Raw genomic sequence first — 20,608 nt, forward strand, 5'->3', positions numbered from 1 at the left:
TGCGGCGGGGAATGGCGCGGTTGGGGTTGCACCGGGCCGCCGGTGCCATAGCTCGGACGGGCAAACGCAATCCCAGGAGACACCTTATGTCCCATCCGCTTTTCTCGCCCTTCGATGCGGGCGACTTGCATCTGAGCAATCGCATCGTGATGGCGCCGCTGACCCGCAACCGGGCCGACAACGACACCGGCGAAGTCAACGACCTGCATGTCGAGTACTACCGCCAGCGCGCCGGCGCCGGCCTGATCATCACCGAGGCGACGCAGATCAGCCCCGAGGGCAAGGGCTATATCAGCACCCCCGGCATCCACACCGAGGCGCAGGCCGAAGCCTGGAAGAAGGTGACGGACGCGGTGCATGCCGAAGGCGGCAAGATCGTCGTTCAGCTTTGGCACGTTGGCCGGATCAGCCACACCTCGCTGCAACCCAACGGTCAGAAGCCGGTCGCGCCATCGGCGATCGCCGCTGACGTAAAGACGTTTACCGCCAATGGGTTCGAGGACACTTCCGAACCGCGCGCACTGGCGCTTGAGGAGCTGCCGCGCCTGATCGACGACTATCGTCACGCCGCGCATCTGGCGATGAAGGCCGGGTTCGACGGGGTCGAGATCCATGGCGCCAACGGCTATCTGCTGGACCAGTTCCTGAAGACCGGCTCGAACAAGCGTGACGATGCGTTCGGCGGTGCGGTCGAGAACCGCGCCCGCCTGCTTCTGGACGTGGTCGAGGCTGTCAGCCACGCGATCGGCGGCGGCAAGACGGGCCTGCGCTTGTCGCCCTTCAGCCCGGCGAACGGCATCGACGACGCCAATCCGATGGAAACCTTCGGGTATGTCATCCCCAAGTTGAACCGCTTCAACCTCGCCTATCTGCACATGGTCGAGGGCGCCACGGGCGGCAGCCGCGAACTTGCCGAGGGCGAAAGCGTCGCCAAGCTGCGGCAACTGTTCGATGGCGCCTACATGGCCAACAACGGCTATGACCGCGACCTTGCGATGGAGACCGTGGACAGCGGCGCGGCGGATCTGGTGGCCTTCGGTCGCCCGTTCATTTCCAATCCCGATCTTGTGAAGCGATTGGAAACCGGCGCGGCCCTGAACGAGGGCGATCGTGACACCTTTTACGGCGGTGGTGCCAAAGGTTTCACCGACTATCCCACGCTGGACGCGGCCTAGCAAAAAAAGGCGGCGCAGCGTCCCGTGCGTTGCGCCGCGTATAATACCGCCCTTGCCGAACCGGGCGGGGACAGGCACAGTGCCTCAACGCAAGTGCCGGTGTGGTTGAACAAGAGGGGCAGAACCCCCAAATCCAGAGGCCAAGACCGGAGATGGCCGAGCGCTGCCGAGAATCGGGGCCAGCGCCATCTTGCCAGAGCAAGGAAAGAGCATGTCTGAACAATTTCCGTCCTATCCAGTCCTTCCGCTGCGCGACATCGTGGTGTTCCCCCACATGATCGTCCCGCTCTTCGTCGGGCGCGAGAAATCGGTGCGCGCGCTGGAAGAGGTGATGCAGGACGACAAGCAGATCCTTCTGTCCAGCCAGATCGATCCCTCGGTCGACGATCCGACCCCCGAAGGTATCTTCGAGGTTGGCGTGCTGGCGAATGTGCTGCAACTGCTGAAACTACCTGACGGGACCGTGAAGGTTCTGGTCGAGGGCCGCAGCCGCGTGAAGATCCGCGACTACGTCGAAAACGAAAGCTTCTTCGAGGCCCATGCCGAGCCTCTGGACGAGGTTGACGGCGACGCGGCCACGGTCGCGGCGCTGGTCAAGTCCGTCGCAGAGGACTTCGAACGCTACGCGAAGGTCAAGAAGAACATCCCCGAGGAAGCGCTTGGCGCCGTGGCCGAAACCCGCGAGCCGCAAAAGCTGGCCGACCTGGTGGCCGGTCACCTTGGCGTGGAAGTGGCCCAGAAGCAGGAGCTTCTGGAAACGCTGTCGGTCGCCGAGCGGCTGGAGAAGATCTATGGCCTGATGCAGGGCGAGATGTCGGTCCTGCAGGTCGAGAAGAAGATCAAGACCCGCGTCAAATCCCAGATGGAGCGCACTCAGCGCGAGTACTATCTGAATGAGCAGATGAAGGCCATTCAGAAGGAGCTGGGCGACGGCGAGGACGGCGCGAACGAGATCGCCGAACTCGAAGAGAAGATCGCGGCCACCAAGTTCTCCAAGGAAGCCAAGGAGAAGGCCGAGGCCGAGTTGAAGAAGCTGCGGTCGATGTCTCCGATGTCGGCGGAAGCCACGGTTGTCCGCAATTATCTGGACTGGATGCTGTCGATCCCGTGGGGCACGAAATCCCGCGTGAAGAAGGACCTCGGCCGCGCCGAAGAGATCCTCGACAACGACCATTACGGTCTTGAGAAGGTCAAGGAACGCATCGTCGAGTACCTTGCCGTGCAGCAACGCTCGAAGAAGCTGAAGGGCCCGATCATGTGCCTTGTCGGCCCTCCGGGCGTGGGTAAGACCTCGCTTGGCCGTTCGGTCGCGAAGGCCACCGGACGCGAGTTCATCCGCATCTCGCTGGGCGGCGTGCGCGATGAATCCGAGATCCGCGGCCACCGCCGGACCTACATCGGCTCGATGCCGGGGAAGATTATCCAGGCGCTGAAGAAGGCCAAGACCACGAACCCGCTCATCCTGCTCGACGAGATCGACAAGATGGGGCAGGACTTCCGTGGCGACCCGGCCTCTGCCATGCTGGAAGTGCTTGATCCGGAACAGAACTCGACCTTCGTCGACCACTATCTTGAAGTGGAATACGACCTGTCGAACGTGATGTTCCTGACCACGTCGAACAGCTACAACATGCCCGGACCGCTGCTTGACCGGATGGAGATCATCCCGCTGGCCGGCTACACCGAGGACGAGAAGACCGAGATCGCCAAGCAGCACCTGCTGCCGAAGCAGATCAAGAACCACGGTCTGCGCAAGTCCGAGTTCGAGATGGCCGACGAGGGCATTCAGGACATCATCCGCTATTACACCCGCGAGGCGGGCGTGCGGAACCTGGAACGCGAACTTGCCAAGATCTGCCGCAAGGCGGTGACCAAGCTGATCAAGAAAGAGGTCGAGACCGTCAAGGTGACCTCGGACAACCTTGGCGATTTCCTTGGCGTGAAGAAATTCCGCTATGGTCTGGCCGAGCAGGAAGATCAGATTGGCGTCGTCACGGGGCTGGCGTGGACGTCGGTGGGCGGTGATCTGCTGTCGATCGAGGCGCTGCGCCTGCCGGGCAAGGGCCGGATGAAGACCACCGGCAAGCTGGGCGACGTGATGAAAGAGTCGATCGACGCGGCTTCGTCCTACGTTCGCGCCATCGCGCCCTCGATCGGGGTGAAGCCGCCGCGCTTCGACCGGATGGACATTCACGTGCACGTGCCGGAAGGCGCGACGCCCAAGGATGGCCCCTCGGCCGGTATCGCGATGGTGACATCCATCGTGTCGGTGCTGACGCAGATCCCGGTCCGCAAGGACATCGCCATGACCGGCGAGGTCACGCTGCGCGGCCACGTCCTGCCGATTGGCGGCCTGAAAGAGAAGCTTCTGGCGGCTCTGCGGGGCGGCATCACCAAGGTGCTGATCCCCAAGGAGAACGAGAAGGACCTGGCCGAGATTCCGGACAACGTGAAGGAAGGCCTGACCATCGTTCCGGTCGAGACCGTTCAGCAGGTTCTGGAGCACGCGCTGGTGCGCAAGCCCGAGCCGATTGAATGGGACGAGGAAGCCGAGGAAGAAGCCGCCGCCGCGCGTGCGGCGATGAACCCGGCGGCCGGTGCATCCGGCGCGATCGCGCACTAGGCTGCAAGCCGCTTGAGAAACGAGGGAAGGGCGCTTTTCGAAGCGCCCTTTTTTCATTTCAGCGCTGCCGCACGAGGGGGCGACGGCCTGCGCCATATTTGGGCGGTTTTCGCATATCGAAATGTGGAAACCCCCGGGGGCCTCGTGTACCGTCGGCTCAGGTCGAATTCAGGGAGCGAAGCACGGGGACATGGCCGCAGGGACCACGACGCGCAAAACCACGAAATCCTCTGTCACCGACAATGCACCGGCCGACGCCGGCACCGGTGACGACACCGGCCCGGTCAAGGTCTTGGGCAAACGCGAACTGCTGGAGCGGGTTGTGCTTGCCTCTGGCATCAAAAAGCGCGCCGCGAAACCGGTGGTCGAGGCGATGCTGAAAGAGCTTGGCGACGCCTTCGCCCGCGGCGACACGGTGAACCTTCAGCCCTTCGGCAAAGGCATCGTGAAATCCGTCAAGGATCTTGAAAACGCCGAGGTGGTCGAACTGCGCCTGCGCCGGTCGAAAGTGGCGATCCGGGCGGCCGAAAGCGGCCCCAAAGACCCTCTTGCAGAGGCTGCGGAGTAGGGTTATACGGCGGCTCCGGCGGGTGATTAGCTCAGTGGTAGAGCGCTTCGTTCACATCGAAGATGTCGGGGGTTCAAATCCCTCATCACCCACCATTCCCTTCCGCCTGACGGGCGAAAGTTGACGCAAGGCGCCGCCCGATGGGTCCGGCGCCTTCCTTATTATCGTTTGATCTCAATATGTCAGCCCGCGATCTGGATGTTGCGCGTCAGGTCACGGCCAATGTGACCTGCGACGGACGGGCGGGCAGTCCAACCCGATGTCGCGGCGGATGTGGCAGGACAGGTTGGCCGCGGCGATAACCCGCGGTGGATCGGTGGGCCGGCGGCGGGCCGTCGGGACCTGCCTGTTTAGCCAGGCAATCAGGACGGCCAACGGCGTGCGGGTTCGGGTCTGGAAGGTCATCGGTGTCATCCTTGATTCGGCGTGGATGACGTGTGAAATACGTCCTGAAGTGCACTTGAGGTCAAGACACGCGGGACAGCCATGGCAAGCGATCTGAGCGTCGGAGAATTCGCGTCACGCGCCGGCATCCCGGTCTCGACGGTCCACTATTACGAGGCCGAGGGGCTGATCCAAAGCTGGCGCACCCCGGCCAACCATCGGCGCTATGACCGACGCGAGTTGCGCCGCGTTGCCATCGTCCGCGTGGCCCAGTCCGTCGGCATCCCATTGGCCGAAGTGCGCGAGGTCCTCGACCGCATTCCCCGCAACCGCGCGATCTCGGCGCGGCAATGGGCCGAGGCCGCGGCGCCATGGCGAGAGGCGCTGGACGAGCGCATCGCCCTGCTGACTCGCATGCGCGACCAGATGGGGTTCTGCATCGGCTGCGGCTGCCTGTCACTGGACAGTTGCCCACTGTACAACGCCGGCGACCGTCTGGGTCGCAACGGCGCCGGCGCCCGCCGCTGGGTCGGCGAGGGCGAAGAGCGCTCGACGTTGGATTGAAAGGACTGTCGGGGGCTTTCGGTGATGGCGGTCCGGCAGTCCGCGGGTGAATGGTCCGAGGCGGCGATGCGCTTCGGGGCTTTTGTTCGAGGAAGGACGCGGCCCGGACTTGCCGAAATGTGGTCCCGGCCGGATCCTGTCGCTGCCCGCTGCCCGCTGCCCGCTGCCCGCTGCCCGCTGCCCGCTGCCCGCTGCCCGCTGCCCGCTGCCCGCTGCCCGCTGCCCGCTGCCCGCTGCGCGTTTCCGATAGCTTGGGGCTGCCGAACGCACTCGCCAGAGAACTGAACGATCCTGCGCGTTCCGCGATGAAGATGTGGCCCACCTCTAGGCTTGCTGGTCGCCAGCACGCGCTGGGGACTTGCGCGGCGCGAGTGCCTTCGCTATCAGCCCTGCGACGGCGGGTGATTAGCTCAGTTGGTAGAGCGCTTCGTTTACACCGAAGATGTCGGGAGTTCGAGTCTCTCATCACCCACCATCCTGACCTATCAACATAATCAGCCACTTGGCGTTTGGCATCCACAGCTTTGCAAAGCGGTACGCGGCTCAACGAAGCCGGGTGGTCCATATCGAGCACGGGACGATGGTTGAGATTCCGTCAGTGCCGGCTGACATTGGCCCTAAGTCGGCTGAGATGCAGTGATCTTGCATTCGTTCAGCCCGCCGGCCGCGAGGTCCGAGCACCGGTAACCGGCCGGGTTCCTTCAATGGCGGGCAACCTTTCCCATGAAAGCCTCTTCTTTCTCCTGCTACATGACGCCCCGGCGGCAATGGGGGTACCGTGGCATCTATCTGGCTGCGCCATCTCGAATGATACACGCGACATTGCTGTTTCCTCGGTCGATTGGTCTTTTGATGTCTTCGTCAGGGTAACCCCGCTGCCTTGCATCTCGGGCTTCACGACCAGCGCCGTCGTGCTTCCAGCCAGCCACCTCACCCACCTAGTTTGCTGCGGACAACCGCCCGCAGCGCAGGCTCATGGGGACATGACTACAGCAGGTGCTGCGCGTCGACGCCGATCGTGATTGCTCCGATCGGCGCACCGGTGTCCGGGTCGACGATGGTGATCGAGATCTGGCCTTGGTAGGTCTCGCTTGATGCGTCGAACTCGATGTCGCTGATGTGTACGGCGTCCGGGCCGATGTCGAACGTCATCTGGAACTTGTCCTCGTCGCCCTGCCAATAGTCGGAAGTCGCGGCACTTGCGGCCACGTTCAAGCCACGGTTGTCCATGACGAAGGCCTCAGAGATCGCGCCGCCTGAAGCCTCGACCTGCGCGCGCAGGAAATCCGCCGGCGCTCCGTTCAGAACACCGTCGATCAGGTCGGAGCCACCCGCGTCCACCGCCGCGCGCCAGTCTGCATCCAGCGCGTCGATATCCGACGGTGTCAATTCCGCGGAGCGGGTGTTTTGCGCGCGGATCGCGTCGATCAGGACCGGGTCGTCGATCCATGGTCTCAGATCGCTTTCCAGGAACAACTGCATGGCCATCTGGAATTCGTCGGCCTTGGTTTCGGACGCCGTCGCTGACAGCATCACGGCGAGAAAGCCTGCCAGCATTGCATTCACTCGCCGAACTCTAGCCTCATGCATAGTTCCAAAAGGGTGTCGCATTCAAAAGATCTCCACTTCTCCGGCATGTGTCGATGGGTCATTCTCGGAATCGCGCCCGTGCGTCAGGCGCGACCGAAGGTCTTCCAGAAACACGTTCCTCAACACGACATTCAGATCGTATTCGCGGTGGGCGATCGGCAGTTCCGACAGCCCATCCAACGCGGCGCCCAGGCAGACGAGGCTTTGTGTCAGCATATCCGCGGACTGCAGAACCCGCCGGGTCTCGGCGCTGCTGTGTTCCAGCGGCAGGTTGTGGATCGCCTCCTGCAGACCAGAGGACAGCGTCCCCAGCGCAGACAGTTCCTCGGCCAATCGCGTCAGAAATATCGTCTGCGGGACCATGACGGGGGGCGCGGTCGGGGGTGCTGTCATCAGAGCCGCCCAAACACTTTTTCGATGCATTCTCGCAGGTTGGCAGCGGTGAATGGCTTCTTCAGAAAGTTGTTCATCCCCAGCTGCGCGCCTTGCTGGATCACGGTTGCGTCCTCGGAGCCCGTGACCATGATGAAACCCGTTTTCGCTGTAGCGGCGGTCGACCGGATCGCACGCAGCAGGCCCAGACCATCCATCTCCGGCATGTTGTAATCCGATATCACCAGATGGACAGGCGTGCGGCCAAGATACTGCATCGCTTCCTGACCGTTACTGACATAGTCGTAATTTCGGATGCCGAGCTGATCGAGCGCCTGGGTCAGCAGGCCCCGGCTGACGGCCATGTCGTCGACCACGAGGATCTTCAGTTTTTCCCTCAATGACATGTGGTGTCTTCCTTCGGCTTTGCGCTGGCGGTTCGCCGGCGATAGGTCGTCGTGTGAATGAGTTCGGTCCGGTTTGCCGCATCGTCGGTCAGGCGTTCCGAATGGCCGGTGATCAGCCAGCCATCCGGCTTGAGCTGGTCTACGAAACGGGCCCAGATTTCGGCCTTGGTTTCCGCGCCGAAGTAGATCACCACGTTGCGGCACATGATCACGTCGAACGGACGGGTGAAGGGCCAGGGGCCGATCAGGTTGAGCCTTCGGAATGCGATCAGTTCCCGCATCTGCGGGCCAACCGACCAAAGGTCGGCATCGGTGTCCGCGCGGGTGAAATAGGCGCGGCGCTGTTCTTCGGGGACCTGCGACAAGGACCGTTCGGGGTAAAGGCCAGCCGCCGCCGCCCGCAGGATCGTGGGATCTATGTCACTGGCAAGAATGCGGAAATCGTACCGTGCAATGTCCGGAATCTCTTGCAGAAAGGTCAGGGCCAGCGAATAGGGTTCTTCCCCGGACGCGCAGCCCGCGGACCAGATCCGAACGGGGGCGCCGCGTTTCAGAATGTCGAGCAGTTCTGGGATCCTCGTCTTGCGCAGGAACTCAAAGTGATGGGGCTCGCGAAAGAAACGAGTGACATTCGTCGTGAGGACGGACAGCATTTCCAACCGTTCGGGCTTGCCGCCATCGCTTTCGATATAGTCGCAGTACTCTCCGTAGCTCTTCATGCGCAGACTGCGCAAACGGCCGCTGAGCCTGGAGTGGACAAGCGGCAGCTTGCCTTCCGTGAGCTCGATGCCGGCTTCGCGAAGCAGCAAGGCGGCGATGCGCTGGAACTCTCCGACCGAGAGTTCGCGCGCCGCGCTTCGCCCCTGCGCGACGTGCCCGGAGACAGACGTGGCCGTCATGCAGCGACGCCTGCCTTTTCGGGCACGATGGCGCCGAGGTTCAAAAGGCGGATCATGCGGTCTTCCCGTGTGATGATGCCGGACAGGAACTCGCTGCCGTTCGAGGCGACGTCCGGGGTCGCCTGCACTTCTTTCTCGGACACGGACAGGATGTCCGAGACCGCATCCACCAGAAGACCGACGATCGGGCCGTCAACCTGGGTGATGATGATCACGTTGCGCGCGGTGGGTTCCGGGACCTCCAGCCCGAGCCGCGCGGCGAGGTCGACGATCGGCACCACGGCGCCGCGCAGGTTGATGACGCCGCGCACGTAGCTTGGGGCGTGCGGGATGACCGTTGCGGGAGTCCAGCCACGGATCTCGCGCACGGACATGATGTTAAAGCAGAAATCCTGTTCGGCGATGCGGAAGGCGATGAGTTCGTTGACGTCTTCGGCGTCGTTTTCGGTTTGGTCGGTCATGGGGTCACTCCGCAGCAAGGGGGGTCGTAAGAACGGCGGCGCCACCGGCGCCGTTGTGGCCGACGATGGCCGAGGGATCGAGGATCAGTGCGATACGGCCGTCGCCAAGGATGGTCGCGGCGGCCACGCCGGGAACCTGGTCATAGTTGTCCTCGAGCCCCTTGATCACGACCTGCCGTTGGTCGTGGATCACGTCGATCAGCAGGGCGGCGCGGACGCCGTCGGCGGTTTCGACCAGCAGGATCACGTGGTCGCCGGTCGGATCGACCGCGGGCCGGTAGCCCATGACGGCGCCCACGTCGACGATGGGCACATAACTGCCGCGGATCCGGACGACCGCGTTCTGCGTGCCGAGCTGGAACACCTGTTCGGTCGGGACGCGCATCGTCTCGATGATTGCTGAGATCGGAACAACGACCGTCTGGCCGCCAACCTCGATCACCATGCCGTCGAGCACCGCGAGCGTCAGGGGCAGGACGATCGAGAAGGTGCTGCCCTTGCCGGGCTCCGAGGCGATCGAGACCCGGCCGCCAAGCGACTGGATGGACCTTTTGACCACGTCCATGCCGACGCCGCGGCCCGAAAGGGCGGTCAGCTGGCTGGCGGTGGAGAATCCCGGCTGGAAGATCAGGTTGTCGATATCGTTCGCCGTCAGCTGCGCGTCGGGCGGGATCAGGCCCTTTTTCTCTGCGATGCTGCGGACCCGGTCGCGGTTGATGCCAGCACCGTCGTCGGTGATCTCGATCACAACCCGGCCGGACAGGTGTGCGGCTGACAGGCGGATCGTGCCCTCGGCGGACTTGCCGGAGGCGAGCCTGTCCTCGGCATTCTCAAGCCCATGATCCACGGCGTTTCGGATCATATGGGTCAAGGGATCGGCGAGTTTCTCGATCACCGTCTTGTCGATCTCGGTCGCGGCGCCTTCGGTCACCATGCGCAGCGTCTTGCCGGTATCTGCGCCAGCTTCGCGCGCGATGCGCGACATGCGCTGGAACAGGGCTTTCACCGGCTGTGCGCGGATCGCCATGACGCTGTCCTGGATCTGACGTGTCAGGGTGCGCAGTTCCTCCAGGCCGACGTCGATATCGCTGCCTTGGGCGATGCCATCGCGTTTGACGGCCTGGGTCAGCATGGCCTGGTTGATGACCAGTTCACCGACCAGGTTGATCATCCGGTCGATGCGGTGCAGGTCGACGCGGATCGTCGAGGCGACCGGCTGCGGCGGTTGCGATTTGGCGGGCGGTTCGACCTTTTGCGGTGGTCCGGCCGGAGTAGCGGCGAAGGAGGCGGCCGGCCCAGGGACGGGGGCAGGGGCGGCAGCCTTCGTGGCCGCGTCATCGGCCGCCGCGGGGTCCGACGAAGGCGGCGTGTCCGCGGAGGGCAGGTCCGGCAGGTCCGGAAGTCCGCCGCCGGCGCTGTCGCCACCGACCTCTTCGATCCCGAGAACGCAAAGACCATCGACGAACTCGAAAACCTCCCGCACCGCGGTTTCCGAGGCTTCGGTCCGCAGCTCCACCTTCCAAGAAAGGTAGCTCGCCTCGGTGTCGAGCGCGTCGAATTCGGGCAGGGCAGAGGTGTCGCAATCGACTTGCGCTTCACCCAATGCGCAAAGCTCGCGCAGCAGGAACACCGGCTCGTTGCCGCTTTTGAACAGATCGTCCTGCGGTTGGAAGTCGACCCGGAACTGCATCTCCGCCGGGGCGGAAGCGCCGAAGTCGCCGAGGTCCAGCGTCATCGGCTGAAAGTTCACCTCTGCTTCGGAGGGGCCCTCGTCGGCCTCTGCGCCGGTCAGGGCCATCAGTTCGGCCAGAAGCGGTTCGCCCGCCGGATCGCCGTCGTCGGGGACCCCGTCGCGGGCCTGTTCGAGCAGCACGGTCAGGTGGTCGGAGCTGCGCATCAGCACGTCCAGCACCTGGCCATTGACCGCGAGTTCGCCGCTGCGCAGGGCGTCGAGCACGTTCTCGAACCGGTGCGCGAAGCGGACCACCGCATCCAGCGCGAAGGCGCCGGCGCCGCCCTTGATGGAATGGACCGCGCGGAACACCGAGTTTACGGTTTCGCTGTCCGCCTCACCGCCGGACATCTCGTCAAGCCCGTCGGTCAGCTGTTCCAGCAGATCCTCGGATTCCTGAAAGAACGTGGCGCGCAGTTCGTCTGTCTTGCTCATCTGCGCACCTCAGACCGCACTGACACGGCGGATGGCCGAGGCCAGCGCGACGTCGTCGAAGGGTTTCACGATCCAGCCCGTGGCGCCCGCGTCGCGGGCCCGGGCCTTCATCGCGGGCGAACTTTCGGTGGTCAGCACCAGGATCGGGGTTGCCCGGTAGTCCGCCTTGGCGCGCACCGCCTCGATCACGCCGAACCCGTCGAGCCGCGGCATGTTGATGTCGGTGATCACCACGTCCGGCTGCGCCGCTTCCAGCTTGTCGAGCCCGTCGATCCCGTCTTCGGCGAGGGTGATGTCGAAGCCGGACTCGGTCAGCGAGACCTGAAGCAGGTCGCGCATCGTTCGGGAATCGTCGATTGCCAGCACCTTGAGTGTCATTCCTGTGCCTCCTTTGCGCCAAGCTGCGACGGCGGCAGCCCGCACAGCAGCAGCCCGTCCCGAACCTCGGCGGACATGTTCTTGATCTCGAATGCGGTGCCTTCCGCCTGCCACACCTTGTTCGCCGCCAGCAGCACCTGCAGGCACTGGGCGCCCACCTGCGTAACCTGGCCGAAGTCCAGTGCGACGGGGCGGCCGCGCCGTTCGGCGAGCATCGCCTTCAGGCCTTCAGCCTCTGCGCCCTTCAGCTTTGCGGGCACCTTCAGCACCGTCAGTTCTTCTGTTCCGGCCATCAGTGGCTTTCCCTTTCTGTTCCGGCATTGCGGCCGCGCGCGCCGACGGGGCGGGGCAGGGCCGAATCGCCGGGTATCCGTGGCGTGGGTCGCATCGTCTTCGTCTTTCTCTTCTGCGGGCGGATGGTTGATATTTCCTTCAGAACAGCTCGACTTCGCCGGAACCGCCCGGCGGAACCGCGGGTCTGCGGCCAGGCACCGGCTTTGGCGGGCGCGGCGCGTCGACTGGAACGGCCTCTGCCGTGAGCATTTGCTTGGCGTTGCCGGTGGTCGGGAAGAACCGCACCCGGCGAGCCTGTTTGCCGCCAACGCTTTCGGCGGCGATCGGGATCGCTTCGGTGTCGAGGAAATCGCGGACAAAGGCGGCGTTCGACTGCCCGATGGCAAGTCCGTTCTCGAAGGTGCTGGCGCCGCCGAAGATCTTGGCGATCAGGTTCGACTTCCGCGCACCCTTGTGCATCAGCTCGTTAATCAAGGCTTCCATCGCGAAGACGCCGAACTTGTTATGCGCGACGGCTTCGCCCTTCCGGCCCGGCAACAGGATGTGGTTCATGCCGCCGACACGGGCCTTGGGATCATAAAGACAGGTCGCGATACACGAGCCGAGGATGCAGCTGAGCACGACATTCGGGTCGTCCGACACCGACAGTTCGCCCTGCAGGACCGGGATGACCTTCGGCGCGCTCATTCCGGTGCCCCCCCGACGATTGCGGCAGGCAGCGCGGGCCCGTTCATGATCCTGTAGCGGGTGCGATGCACTGTCTTCTCCGTTCCGGGGCCTGCGATGTCGAATCGCGCTGCGTTCGAAGTGAAACTGGCACGCCCGGGTGAAGCAGCCCTTAACGCCGCCCGTCCTTCCGGATTTCGGCTGGCATCGCGGGCGAAACCGCCCCAGAAACGAAGATCAGGGACAGGAGGAACCGGCATGGACATTCACATCAGACCTGCGACGCAGGCCGATCTTGGCGCGATCCGAGACCTTCAGGTGGACAGCTGGCGCGGCGCCTATCGCGGCATGCTGCCGGACAGCTTCCTGCAGGACGAGGTCGTCGAGGTCCTGTCGGGCCGGTGGGCCGTGCTGCCGGGCGACAGCTGGATCGTCGACACGGCATGGGACGGCGACCGGCTGGCGGGCTTCATCTCTGTCGATCGCGAAAAAGGGCCGGGGGCCTATGTCGACAACCTGCATGTGGCGGCGCGGGCGAAAGGCGCAGGCGTCGGGCGGCGGCTGATGGCGAACGCGGCGCGGGCGCTGGCTTTGGATGGCGTGAGCCGCCTGTGGCTGACGGTGATCGACGAGAACACGCCCGCGCGCGGCTTTTACCGCCGGATGGGCGGGCAGGAACTGCAGCCGTTCGACGAGCTGTTGTACGGCCAGCCGGTCACGGCGATTCCGGTGGAATGGAATGATCTTAAGGCTTTGGCCACGCTTGGCGGGCCGGGCGAAACGGCGACGCCGGGGCAGACGGCGCGGGCGACGTCGGGGTAGGCAAAAAATCCGGCAAACTTCGCCGCAATTCCGCTTGACGCTCCCATGTGACTCGCTTATCCCCCGTCGGCACGCGGTTGTAGCTCAGTTGGTTAGAGTACCGGCCTGTCACGCCGGGGGTCGCGGGTTCGAGCCCCGTCAACCGCGCCATCCACCCCAGAGTGGATCGAAAAAGCGACCTTCGGGTCGCTTTTTTCGTTCGCGCTTCCTTAACCCAGATCGGCTTTTCTTCGGGCAGAGCAGTCATCCCGAGAAGGTCGCTAGAATGGTGAAACAGGCGCGCAACGAATTCTTTGCAACGATGCAGATGCAGGACCAGCCGCAGGGCGACCGGGTCGGCCGCCTGATGCGCCGGACGCAGCAGGTCGTAGCGGGCGTCAGGGCGCAGATGCGAACCGGGCGGCGGGCCGGAATGCGCGCCGCGCTGGAGGAGGTGCGCGCGCTGCTGGGCGACGCGACCGACGCCGCGGCAGACGGCGGCGGCGGCCCGCGGCTGGAGGCTGTGCGCATGACGCTGGAGGCAGCGGAAAGCGCGCTTCTTCAACGGATTATCGAGACATGGCGGATCGCTACTGCGGGGCATGTCGACAAGGGAACGGCCCGGACCGGCGCGCAGCAGACGCTGGATGCGGAATGCGTGGTGACCGGGTTCGAGCGCGAGGCGCTGGATCTCGAGGCGCTGCGCCCGTGGCTCAGCGAGCGGGCGATTTTCGAGGCCCTGCGCCAGCAGAAGCAGACGCAGGGCGGAGAGGTGAGCGGCGCCCGCTACGAGATGCGGGTCACCGGCGGCAGGGGGTGAGCGGCGCTCAAAGCAGGCCGGGTGGAACGGCCCGCCTGAACGACGCAGGCGTCACGCCAGCGCGTCAAGCACGCGGGCCCAGCTGCGAATGCCCTTGTGGAAGCTCTCGAGCGCGTATTTCTCGTTCGGGCTGTGGATCTGGTCGTCGTCGCGGCCGAAGCCGATCAGCATCGAATCGACGCCGAGGATCGTCTTGAAATACCCCGCGATCGGGATCGAGCCGCCGCAGCCGATAAAGGCCGCCGGGTTCGGCCATTCTTCGGACAGCGCCAGACGCGCCTTCTCGAACGCCGGGTCGTCGGTGGACATCACGCTGGCCGGGGCGCCGTTGGTGATGGAGAACTCGACCGAGCAGTCGGCGGGCAGTTGCGACCGGATGAAGGCGCGGAAGGCATCGCTGATCGCCTTCGGATCCTGCTGGCCGACAAGACGGAAGCTGACCTTGGCGCTGGCCTCGGACGGCAGCACGGTTTTGAACCCGGCGCCGGTGTAGCCGCCCCAGATGCCGTTCACCTCGCAGGTTGGACGGGACCAGATCATCTCGAGCCCGGTGCGGCCCTGTTCTCCGGCGGGCACCGACAGACCGACGCCGCCAAGGAAGGCGGCCTCGTCAAAGCCCAGCCCGTCCCATTGGGCGCGCAGTTCGTCGCTAAGTTCCGGGACGGCGTCGTAAAACCCGGGAATCGTCACGCGGCCCTTATCGTCGTGCAGCGCCGCCAGCGCCTTGGACAGCACGTGGATCGGGTTTGCCGCGATACCGCCGTACATGCCCGAATGCAGGTCCTTGTCGGGGCCGGTGACGGTCAGTTCCTCTTTCACCATACCGCGCAGCATGGTGGTGATGGCGGGGGTGTCGTTGTCGAACAGACCGGTGTCGCAGATCAGCGCAAGGTCGGGGGCCGAGAACTCGGCAAGGTTCTCTTCGAGGAAGGGCACCAGCGAGGGCGAGCCGGATTCCTCTTCGCCCTCGAGGAAGAAGGTCATCTTGCAGGGCAGGGCGCCATGCACCTCTTTCCACGCGCGGCATGCCTCGAGGAAGGTCATCAACTGGCCCTTGTCGTCGTTCGCGCCGCGGCCGCGGATCACCTTGCCGGCGGGGGTATCCTCGACCTCGGGATCGAAGGGATCGCGGTTCCACAACTCCAGCGGATCGACAGGCTGCACATCATAATGGCCGTAGAACATCAGGTGCGGGCCGTCGCCATCGATGTGGCCCACGACCATCGGGTGGCCGGGGGTCTGGCGGGTCTCGGCCTTGACGCCAAGCGATTCCAGATCCTCGACCAGCCAGTTCGCGGCGCGGGCGCATTCCGCCTTGTACGCCGGGTCGGTCGAGATCGAGGGAATGCGCATCAGCGCCTTCAGGCGGTCCAGCGCCGCGGGCAGGTCCGCGTCGATGCGGGAAAGGACGGCGTCGAGACTCATGGGAGGGCTCCTTTGGGTGGTCTTTCGGCGCCGGAGGCTAGCAGCCTCGTGACCGCTGTCCAGAGCGGGGCGGGTGGCTAAAACCCTCTGGGCGCGCTAGGTTGCCCGGCGACAGAGACAGCCAAGACCGACGGAGCGCACCATGCGATCAACCGCCCTAGCCATTCTTGCCGCCGCAGCCCTTCCGGCGGCCGCCGCGGCGCAGCCCATCGGTGGCGATGCCGCCGAAGAGATGCTGTTCAGCGCGGACGCGGCGCGGGTGGCGATCAACCCGCGGGCAGGGCTGTCGCCGGAAGAAGACCAGACGCTGCGCCTGCTGGTGGAAAGCAACGGTTTCACCTACTACGGCGCCATCGCCTTTGCGCCCGGCGACGGGATCATGTCGGAATCGCTGCAGGGCGCGTTCAATTACCACGACGTCGAAACCGCCAGCCGCACCGCTCTTTTGGCCTGCGAGGCGATGCGCAGCCCCGACGCCGGGGCCTGCATCCTGGCCCTGCAACTGTTCCCGTCAGGGTATGCGCCGCGCGCTTTCCAGCTGTCGCAGGACGCGACGCGCGCCTTCGCCAAGATGCGGGCCGCAGGGGAAGAAACCGCTTTCGCGATCTCGGCAACCACCGGCGCCTTCGGCGTTGGAACGGGTCAAGCTGCTGATCTGAAAGCGCTTTCTGCCTGTCAGGACACGGTCGGCGCCGACGATTGCGCCGTGGTCGTTTCGGATTGATCCAGATCAGGGTGGCAAATGGTATCACCCGCTAGACCTTTTGTTGGATTATGGGCCGCGAGCCTTTAATTAGAACAAAACCAAGAAGACCCGAGGGGAATCACGTTGGACTACTCGGCCCACATCGACGCAGCGCTGCAGCGGCTTCACGATGAAGGACGGTACCGGACCTTCATCGACATCGAACGCAAGCGGGGGAACTTCCCGCACGCCACATGGACGAAGCCGGACGGATCCGAGCAACCGGTCACCGTGTGGTGCGGCAACGACTATCTTGGCATGGGCCAGCACCCTGTCGTGCTTCAGGCGATGCACGAAGCCATCGACGCCACCGGCGCCGGGTCGGGCGGCACGCGCAACATTTCGGGCACGACGGTCTACCACAAACGACTCGAGGCCGAGCTTGCGGACCTGCACGGCAAGGAAGCCGCGCTGCTGTTCACCTCTGCCTATATCGCGAACGATGCAACGCTGAGCACTCTGCCCAAATTGTTCCCGGGCCTGATCACCTATTCGGACGAGCTGAACCACGCCTCGATGATCGAGGGCATCCGCCGCAACGGCGGGGCGAAGCGTGTCTTCAAGCACAACGACCTTGCCGATCTGCGCGCCAAGCTGGAAGCCGACGACCCCGAGGCGCCGAAGCTGATCGCCTTCGAGTCGGTGTATTCGATGGACGGCGACTTTGGCCCGATCGAGGCGATCTGCGACCTTGCTGACGAGTTCAACGCGCTGACCTACCTCGACGAGGTGCACGCGGTGGGCATGTACGGCCCGCGCGGTGGCGGCGTCGCCGAACGTGACGGCCTGATGCATCGGCTGGACATCATCAACGGCACGCTGGGCAAAGCCTATGGGGTGCACGGCGGCTATATCGCGGCCAGCGAGAAAATGTGCGACGCCATCAGGTCTTATGCGCCGGGCTTCATCTTCACGACGTCCATTCCACCGGCGGTTGCAGCCGGGGCGGCCGCGTCGGTCCGTCACCTGAAGACCGATCAGGCGCTGCGCGACAAGCACCAGACACAGGCGAAGATCCTCAAGACCCGCCTGCGCGCGCTGGGGCTTCCGTTCATCGATCACGGCAGCCACATCGTGCCGGTCATCGTGGGCAACCCGGTCCACACCAAGATGATCTCGGACATGCTGCTGGAAGACCACGGCATCTACGTCCAGCCGATCAACTTCCCCACCGTGCCGCGCGGCACGGAACGGCTTCGGTTCACCCCGTCGCCGGTCCACGGTCCCGACGAGATGGACCGCCTTGTCAGGGGGCTGGACGCCCTCTGGTCCCACTGTGCGCTGAATCGTGCCGAGCTGTCCGCCTGAATGTTCTAATTGTGCATTGCTCGCGAGGATGTGTTAGCGTGTAACCAAGGCGGGACTACTGGGGCGAATCAGGGTGGTCCGGGAAACGTCAAAAGGACTATAACGGGGCATGATCGGGCGGCGGACAGCTCCACCACCGGGTGAATCCAACGAAGCGCTAAACGGCCCACGCGGGTTTGACGACTTCGAGGTTCGCCTGGGCGACGTGATGAGAGGCGAGCGGGCAACGCTCGGCAAATCGCTTCTCGACGTCCAGCGGGAACTCAAGATCAAGGCAAGCTACATCGCGGCCATCGAAAACGCCGATCCGTCGGCGTTCGAGACGCCGGGGTTCGTGGCTGGCTACGTGCGGTCCTACGCGCGGTACCTCCAGCTTGACCCGGAGTGGTGCTATGCCCGCTTCTGCGAGGAAGGGCATTTCGAGGTTACCCACGGACTCTCCCCTAAGGCGAGCGCTCCGAAGGCCCGCAAACCCGAAGGCGCGGTGCGCGGCACCGTATCCGCCGATCCGTTCAAGAACCCCAACACACCGTTCACGCCGCATGCCGAGGGCATCCTGTCGCGCGTCGAGCCGGGCGCGCTTGGGTCGCTGACGGTGCTGGCGCTGCTGGTGGCCGGGCTTGGCTATGGCGGCTGGTCGGTGCTGCAGCAGATGCAGAAGGTGCAGCTGACGCCCGTCGACCAGACGCCCGGCGTCGTGGCCGACGTGGACCCGCTGGCGCCCACGATGTCGCTGCCGGAAACCGAAACCGCCGGGCTGGAACCTCCGCCCGCCGACGCGCTGGACCGTCTTTACCGTCCGCAGGCGCTGGAAGTGCCGGTGCTGACCGCACGGGACGGGCCGATCGCGACGCTCGATCCGCGCAACACCGGCAACTACGCGGGCCTCGTGTCCGAGAAGCCCGCCGAACCCAGCGCGCCGGTCGTGGCCGAGGTGAAGAACCCGGTGCCGACCTCTGCCGAGCCGGTGACCGTGGCCGATGCCTCTGGCGTCAAGGTGGTCGAAGACGTGGCGCCCGCCGTGGTGATGTTCGCCGTCACCCCGTCGTGGGTGCGGGTGCGCGGCGCAGATGGCACCGTCCTGTTCGAGAAGATCCTCGACGCGGGCGAACAGTACGTTCTGCCGCAGACCGAAGAGGCGCCGACGCTGCGCGCTGGCAACGCTGGCTCTGTCTATTTCGTGGTGGCGGGCCAGACCTACGGACCGGCCGGGCCGGGCGGTGGCGTTGTGAAGGGCATCGCGCTGGGGGCCGGCGATCTGACGGCGACCTATGCCGTGGCCGACCTGACCCGGAACAGCGAGCTTGCCCGCATCGTGGCCAGCCTTGAACCGGTGGTCGCCGCCGACTGACGGACCAAGGGGCGGCCCCGCGGTCGCCCGCCGTCGCATTCACGCCATTGTCCATTGCGTCACAGGCGCATCCGTCCTAACTCAGGCGTGAATTCCCGGGACCAGAGGACCCTTTCCCATGTCGCTGAACCCCGTCCGCCCCTGGCGGAACATCTATCGCCGGAAATCCCGTCAGATCATGGTCGGCACAGTCCCCGTCGGGGGCGACGCGCCGATCTCGGTCCAGACGATGACGAACACCGACAGTTCCGATGTGAAGGCGACCGTCGCGCAGGTGCTGGCCTGCGCCGAGGCGGGCGCCGACATCGTGCGCGTCTCTACCCCCGACGAGGCGGCGACGGCCGCGCTGCGCGAGGTGGTGAAGGAAAGCCCGGTGCCGATCGTCGCGGACATCCATTTCCACTACAAGCGCGCGATCGAGGCCGCCGAGGCCGGCGCCGCCTGCCTGCGGATCAACCCCGGCAACATCGGGGACGAGAAGCGGGTGAAAGAGGTGATCCGCGCCGCCAAGGACCACGGCTGTTCGATCCGCATCGGCGTGAACGCCGGGTCGCTGGAACGGCACCTGCTGGAGAAATACGGCGAGCCGTGCCCCGACGCGATGCTGGAGTCGGGCATGGATCACATCAAGATCCTTGAGGACAACGATTTCCACGAGTTCAAGATCTCGGTGAAGGCGTCGGACGTGTTCCTTGCCGCTGCCGCCTATCAGTCGCTGGCAGAGGCGACGGACGCGCCGATCCACCTTGGCATCACCGAGGCGGGCGGCCTGATGTCCGGCACGATCAAGTCGGCCATCGGTCTGGGCAACCTGCTGTGGATGGGCATCGGCGACACGCTGCGCGTCTCGCTGTCGGCCGACCCGGTGGAAGAGGTGAAGGTCGGCTACGAGATCCTGAAGTCGCTGGGCCTGCGCCATCGCGGCGTGAACATCATCTCGTGCCCGTCCTGCGCGCGGCAGGGCTTCGACGTGATCAAGACGGTCGAGGTGCTGGAAAAGCGGCTGGAACACATCAAGACGCCGATGAGCCTGTCGATCATCGGCTGCGTGGTGAACGGCCCGGGCGAGGCGCTGATGACCGACGTCGGGTTTACCGGCGGCGGTGCGGGCAGCGGCATGGTCTATCTTGCCGGCAAGCAAAGCCACAAGATGTCGAACGACCAGATGGTCGATCACATCGTCGAAGAGGTCGAGAAGAAGGCCGCCCAGATCGAGGCCGAGGCGGCGGCAGCGGAACAGGCGGCAGAGTAGGGTGCGCGGCTAGCGAAGGAACTTCCGCCGCGCTTCCTGCGCGATGGAATGTTTCATCTGCAATTCGGCCAGCTTCGCCATCGCCGTCTTGCGCTGGTCCGGATCGGTGATCGCCGCCAGCTCTTCGCGCGCGGCGTCGACCAACCGCTTCAGTTTCAGTTCCTCGGGAAGCGCACCGGCCTCGGCCATGATGCGGTGTCCCACCGCGTCGCCGGGGTCGATAAAGGCGTCGCCGGGACGGTCGGGAAGCGGCTTCCCCTCGCCGGAGAGACCCTTCAACTGGCCCTCGGCCTCTGCCTTGCGGATACGTTGCTCGGCCAGATCGGCCCAGTTTCTCGGCATGGGATGGTCCCCCTTG

The 20,608-nt window shown here is 64.8% G+C and carries 21 protein-coding genes and 3 tRNA genes; 13 read left to right on the forward strand and 11 right to left on the reverse strand.

Annotated features, from left to right (window positions below):
• Positions 1–86 precede the first annotated feature (86 nt).
• The 6 genes from ACP156_RS05100 (at position 87) to ACP156_RS05125 (ending at position 5,789) form a co-directional block, all read left to right on the forward strand.
• Positions 87–1,175, forward strand: a complete 1,089-nt coding sequence (locus ACP156_RS05100; RefSeq protein ID WP_425050226.1) for an alkene reductase — start codon at positions 87–89, stop codon at positions 1,173–1,175.
• Positions 1,176–1,386: 211 nt separating this feature from the next.
• On the forward strand, positions 1,387–3,798 hold the full coding sequence (lon, locus tag ACP156_RS05105; protein WP_425050227.1) for an endopeptidase La: 2,412 nt from the start codon (positions 1,387–1,389) through the stop codon (positions 3,796–3,798).
• A gap of 190 nt (positions 3,799–3,988) precedes the next feature.
• Positions 3,989–4,366 carry an HU family DNA-binding protein gene (locus tag ACP156_RS05110; RefSeq protein WP_425050228.1) on the forward strand — a complete coding sequence of 126 codons (378 nt, stop codon included), beginning with the start codon at positions 3,989–3,991 and terminating at the stop codon, positions 4,364–4,366.
• A gap of 20 nt (positions 4,367–4,386) precedes the next feature.
• A tRNA-Val gene (locus ACP156_RS05115) sits at positions 4,387–4,461 on the forward strand.
• A gap of 391 nt (positions 4,462–4,852) precedes the next feature.
• The gene (soxR, locus tag ACP156_RS05120) at positions 4,853–5,314 is read left to right on the forward strand and encodes a redox-sensitive transcriptional activator SoxR (protein WP_425050229.1); all 462 of its coding nucleotides are present in this window, start codon (positions 4,853–4,855) and stop codon (positions 5,312–5,314) included.
• Positions 5,315–5,713: 399 nt separating this feature from the next.
• Positions 5,714–5,789, forward strand: a tRNA-Val gene (locus ACP156_RS05125).
• 512 nt (positions 5,790–6,301) lie between these two features.
• Here ACP156_RS05125 and ACP156_RS05130 read toward each other — a convergent pair.
• The 9 genes from ACP156_RS05130 to ACP156_RS05170 form a co-directional block, all read right to left on the reverse strand.
• Positions 6,302–6,871 carry a hypothetical protein gene (locus tag ACP156_RS05130; RefSeq protein WP_425050230.1) on the reverse strand — a complete coding sequence of 190 codons (570 nt, stop codon included), beginning with the start codon at positions 6,869–6,871 and terminating at the stop codon, positions 6,302–6,304.
• A gap of 54 nt (positions 6,872–6,925) precedes the next feature.
• Positions 6,926–7,297, reverse strand: coding sequence for a hypothetical protein (locus ACP156_RS05135; protein ID WP_425050231.1), 372 nt, complete (start codon positions 7,295–7,297; stop codon positions 6,926–6,928).
• Positions 7,297–7,683 carry a response regulator gene (locus ACP156_RS05140; protein ID WP_275630757.1) on the reverse strand — a complete coding sequence of 129 codons (387 nt, stop codon included), beginning with the start codon at positions 7,681–7,683 and terminating at the stop codon, positions 7,297–7,299. Before ACP156_RS05140 ends, ACP156_RS05135 begins: the two co-directional genes overlap by 1 nt.
• The gene (locus ACP156_RS05145; protein WP_425050232.1) at positions 7,674–8,582 is read right to left on the reverse strand and encodes a CheR family methyltransferase; all 909 of its coding nucleotides are present in this window, start codon (positions 8,580–8,582) and stop codon (positions 7,674–7,676) included. The genes ACP156_RS05140 and ACP156_RS05145 overlap by 10 nt, the downstream gene beginning before the upstream one ends.
• Positions 8,579–9,043 (reverse strand): chemotaxis protein CheW, encoded by a 465-nt coding sequence (locus ACP156_RS05150; protein WP_425050233.1) that lies wholly within the window; start codon positions 9,041–9,043, stop codon positions 8,579–8,581. Before ACP156_RS05150 ends, ACP156_RS05145 begins: the two co-directional genes overlap by 4 nt.
• A gap of 4 nt (positions 9,044–9,047) precedes the next feature.
• Positions 9,048–11,210, reverse strand: coding sequence for a chemotaxis protein CheA (locus tag ACP156_RS05155; protein ID WP_425050234.1), 2,163 nt, complete (start codon positions 11,208–11,210; stop codon positions 9,048–9,050).
• 9 nt (positions 11,211–11,219) lie between these two features.
• Positions 11,220–11,588, reverse strand: coding sequence for a response regulator (locus tag ACP156_RS05160; protein ID WP_425050235.1), 369 nt, complete (start codon positions 11,586–11,588; stop codon positions 11,220–11,222).
• Positions 11,585–11,881, reverse strand: coding sequence for an STAS domain-containing protein (locus tag ACP156_RS05165; RefSeq protein ID WP_425050236.1), 297 nt, complete (start codon positions 11,879–11,881; stop codon positions 11,585–11,587). The genes ACP156_RS05160 and ACP156_RS05165 overlap by 4 nt, the downstream gene beginning before the upstream one ends.
• Before the next feature lie 139 nt (positions 11,882–12,020).
• On the reverse strand, positions 12,021–12,569 hold the full coding sequence (locus tag ACP156_RS05170) for a chemotaxis protein CheD (protein ID WP_425050237.1): 549 nt from the start codon (positions 12,567–12,569) through the stop codon (positions 12,021–12,023).
• Positions 12,570–12,806: 237 nt separating this feature from the next.
• Here ACP156_RS05170 and ACP156_RS05175 point away from each other — a divergent pair, with 237 nt between their 5' ends.
• The 3 genes from ACP156_RS05175 (at position 12,807) to ACP156_RS05185 (ending at position 14,169) form a co-directional block, all read left to right on the forward strand.
• Positions 12,807–13,370 (forward strand): N-acetyltransferase family protein, encoded by a 564-nt coding sequence (locus tag ACP156_RS05175; protein ID WP_425050238.1) that lies wholly within the window; start codon positions 12,807–12,809, stop codon positions 13,368–13,370.
• Positions 13,371–13,443: 73 nt separating this feature from the next.
• Positions 13,444–13,520, forward strand: a tRNA-Asp gene (locus tag ACP156_RS05180).
• 115 nt (positions 13,521–13,635) lie between these two features.
• Positions 13,636–14,169: a hypothetical protein gene (locus ACP156_RS05185; protein ID WP_425050239.1), complete on the forward strand. Its 534-nt coding sequence runs from the start codon at positions 13,636–13,638 to the stop codon at positions 14,167–14,169.
• A gap of 51 nt (positions 14,170–14,220) precedes the next feature.
• Here the strand turns inward: ACP156_RS05185 and ACP156_RS05190 are convergent, their stop codons facing one another.
• A complete protein-coding gene (locus tag ACP156_RS05190; protein ID WP_425050240.1) occupies positions 14,221–15,594 on the reverse strand; it encodes a M20/M25/M40 family metallo-hydrolase in 1,374 nt (457 codons plus the stop codon).
• A 142-nt stretch (positions 15,595–15,736) separates the two neighbouring features.
• Between ACP156_RS05190 and ACP156_RS05195 the strand changes: the two genes are divergently transcribed.
• From ACP156_RS05195 to ispG, 4 genes are all read left to right on the forward strand, one after another.
• Complete coding sequence (locus ACP156_RS05195; protein WP_425050241.1) at positions 15,737–16,318, forward strand: 5-aminolevulic acid synthase; 582 nt, start codon at positions 15,737–15,739, stop codon at positions 16,316–16,318.
• 105 nt (positions 16,319–16,423) lie between these two features.
• Positions 16,424–17,647 carry a 5-aminolevulinate synthase gene (gene hemA / locus ACP156_RS05200; RefSeq protein WP_425050242.1) on the forward strand — a complete coding sequence of 408 codons (1,224 nt, stop codon included), beginning with the start codon at positions 16,424–16,426 and terminating at the stop codon, positions 17,645–17,647.
• Positions 17,648–17,756: 109 nt separating this feature from the next.
• On the forward strand, positions 17,757–18,998 hold the full coding sequence (locus ACP156_RS05205; protein WP_425050244.1) for a helix-turn-helix domain-containing protein: 1,242 nt from the start codon (positions 17,757–17,759) through the stop codon (positions 18,996–18,998).
• A gap of 118 nt (positions 18,999–19,116) precedes the next feature.
• Positions 19,117–20,250 (forward strand): flavodoxin-dependent (E)-4-hydroxy-3-methylbut-2-enyl-diphosphate synthase, encoded by a 1,134-nt coding sequence (gene ispG / locus ACP156_RS05210; RefSeq protein WP_425050245.1) that lies wholly within the window; start codon positions 19,117–19,119, stop codon positions 20,248–20,250.
• A gap of 9 nt (positions 20,251–20,259) precedes the next feature.
• Here the strand turns inward: ispG and ACP156_RS05215 are convergent, their stop codons facing one another.
• A complete protein-coding gene (locus ACP156_RS05215) occupies positions 20,260–20,592 on the reverse strand; it encodes a DUF1992 domain-containing protein (RefSeq protein ID WP_425050246.1) in 333 nt (110 codons plus the stop codon).
• Positions 20,593–20,608: the final 16 nt, after the last annotated feature.

It is taken from the genome of Psychromarinibacter sp. S121 (assembly GCF_049801035.1).
Lineage (GTDB): Bacteria > Pseudomonadota > Alphaproteobacteria > Rhodobacterales > Rhodobacteraceae > Psychromarinibacter.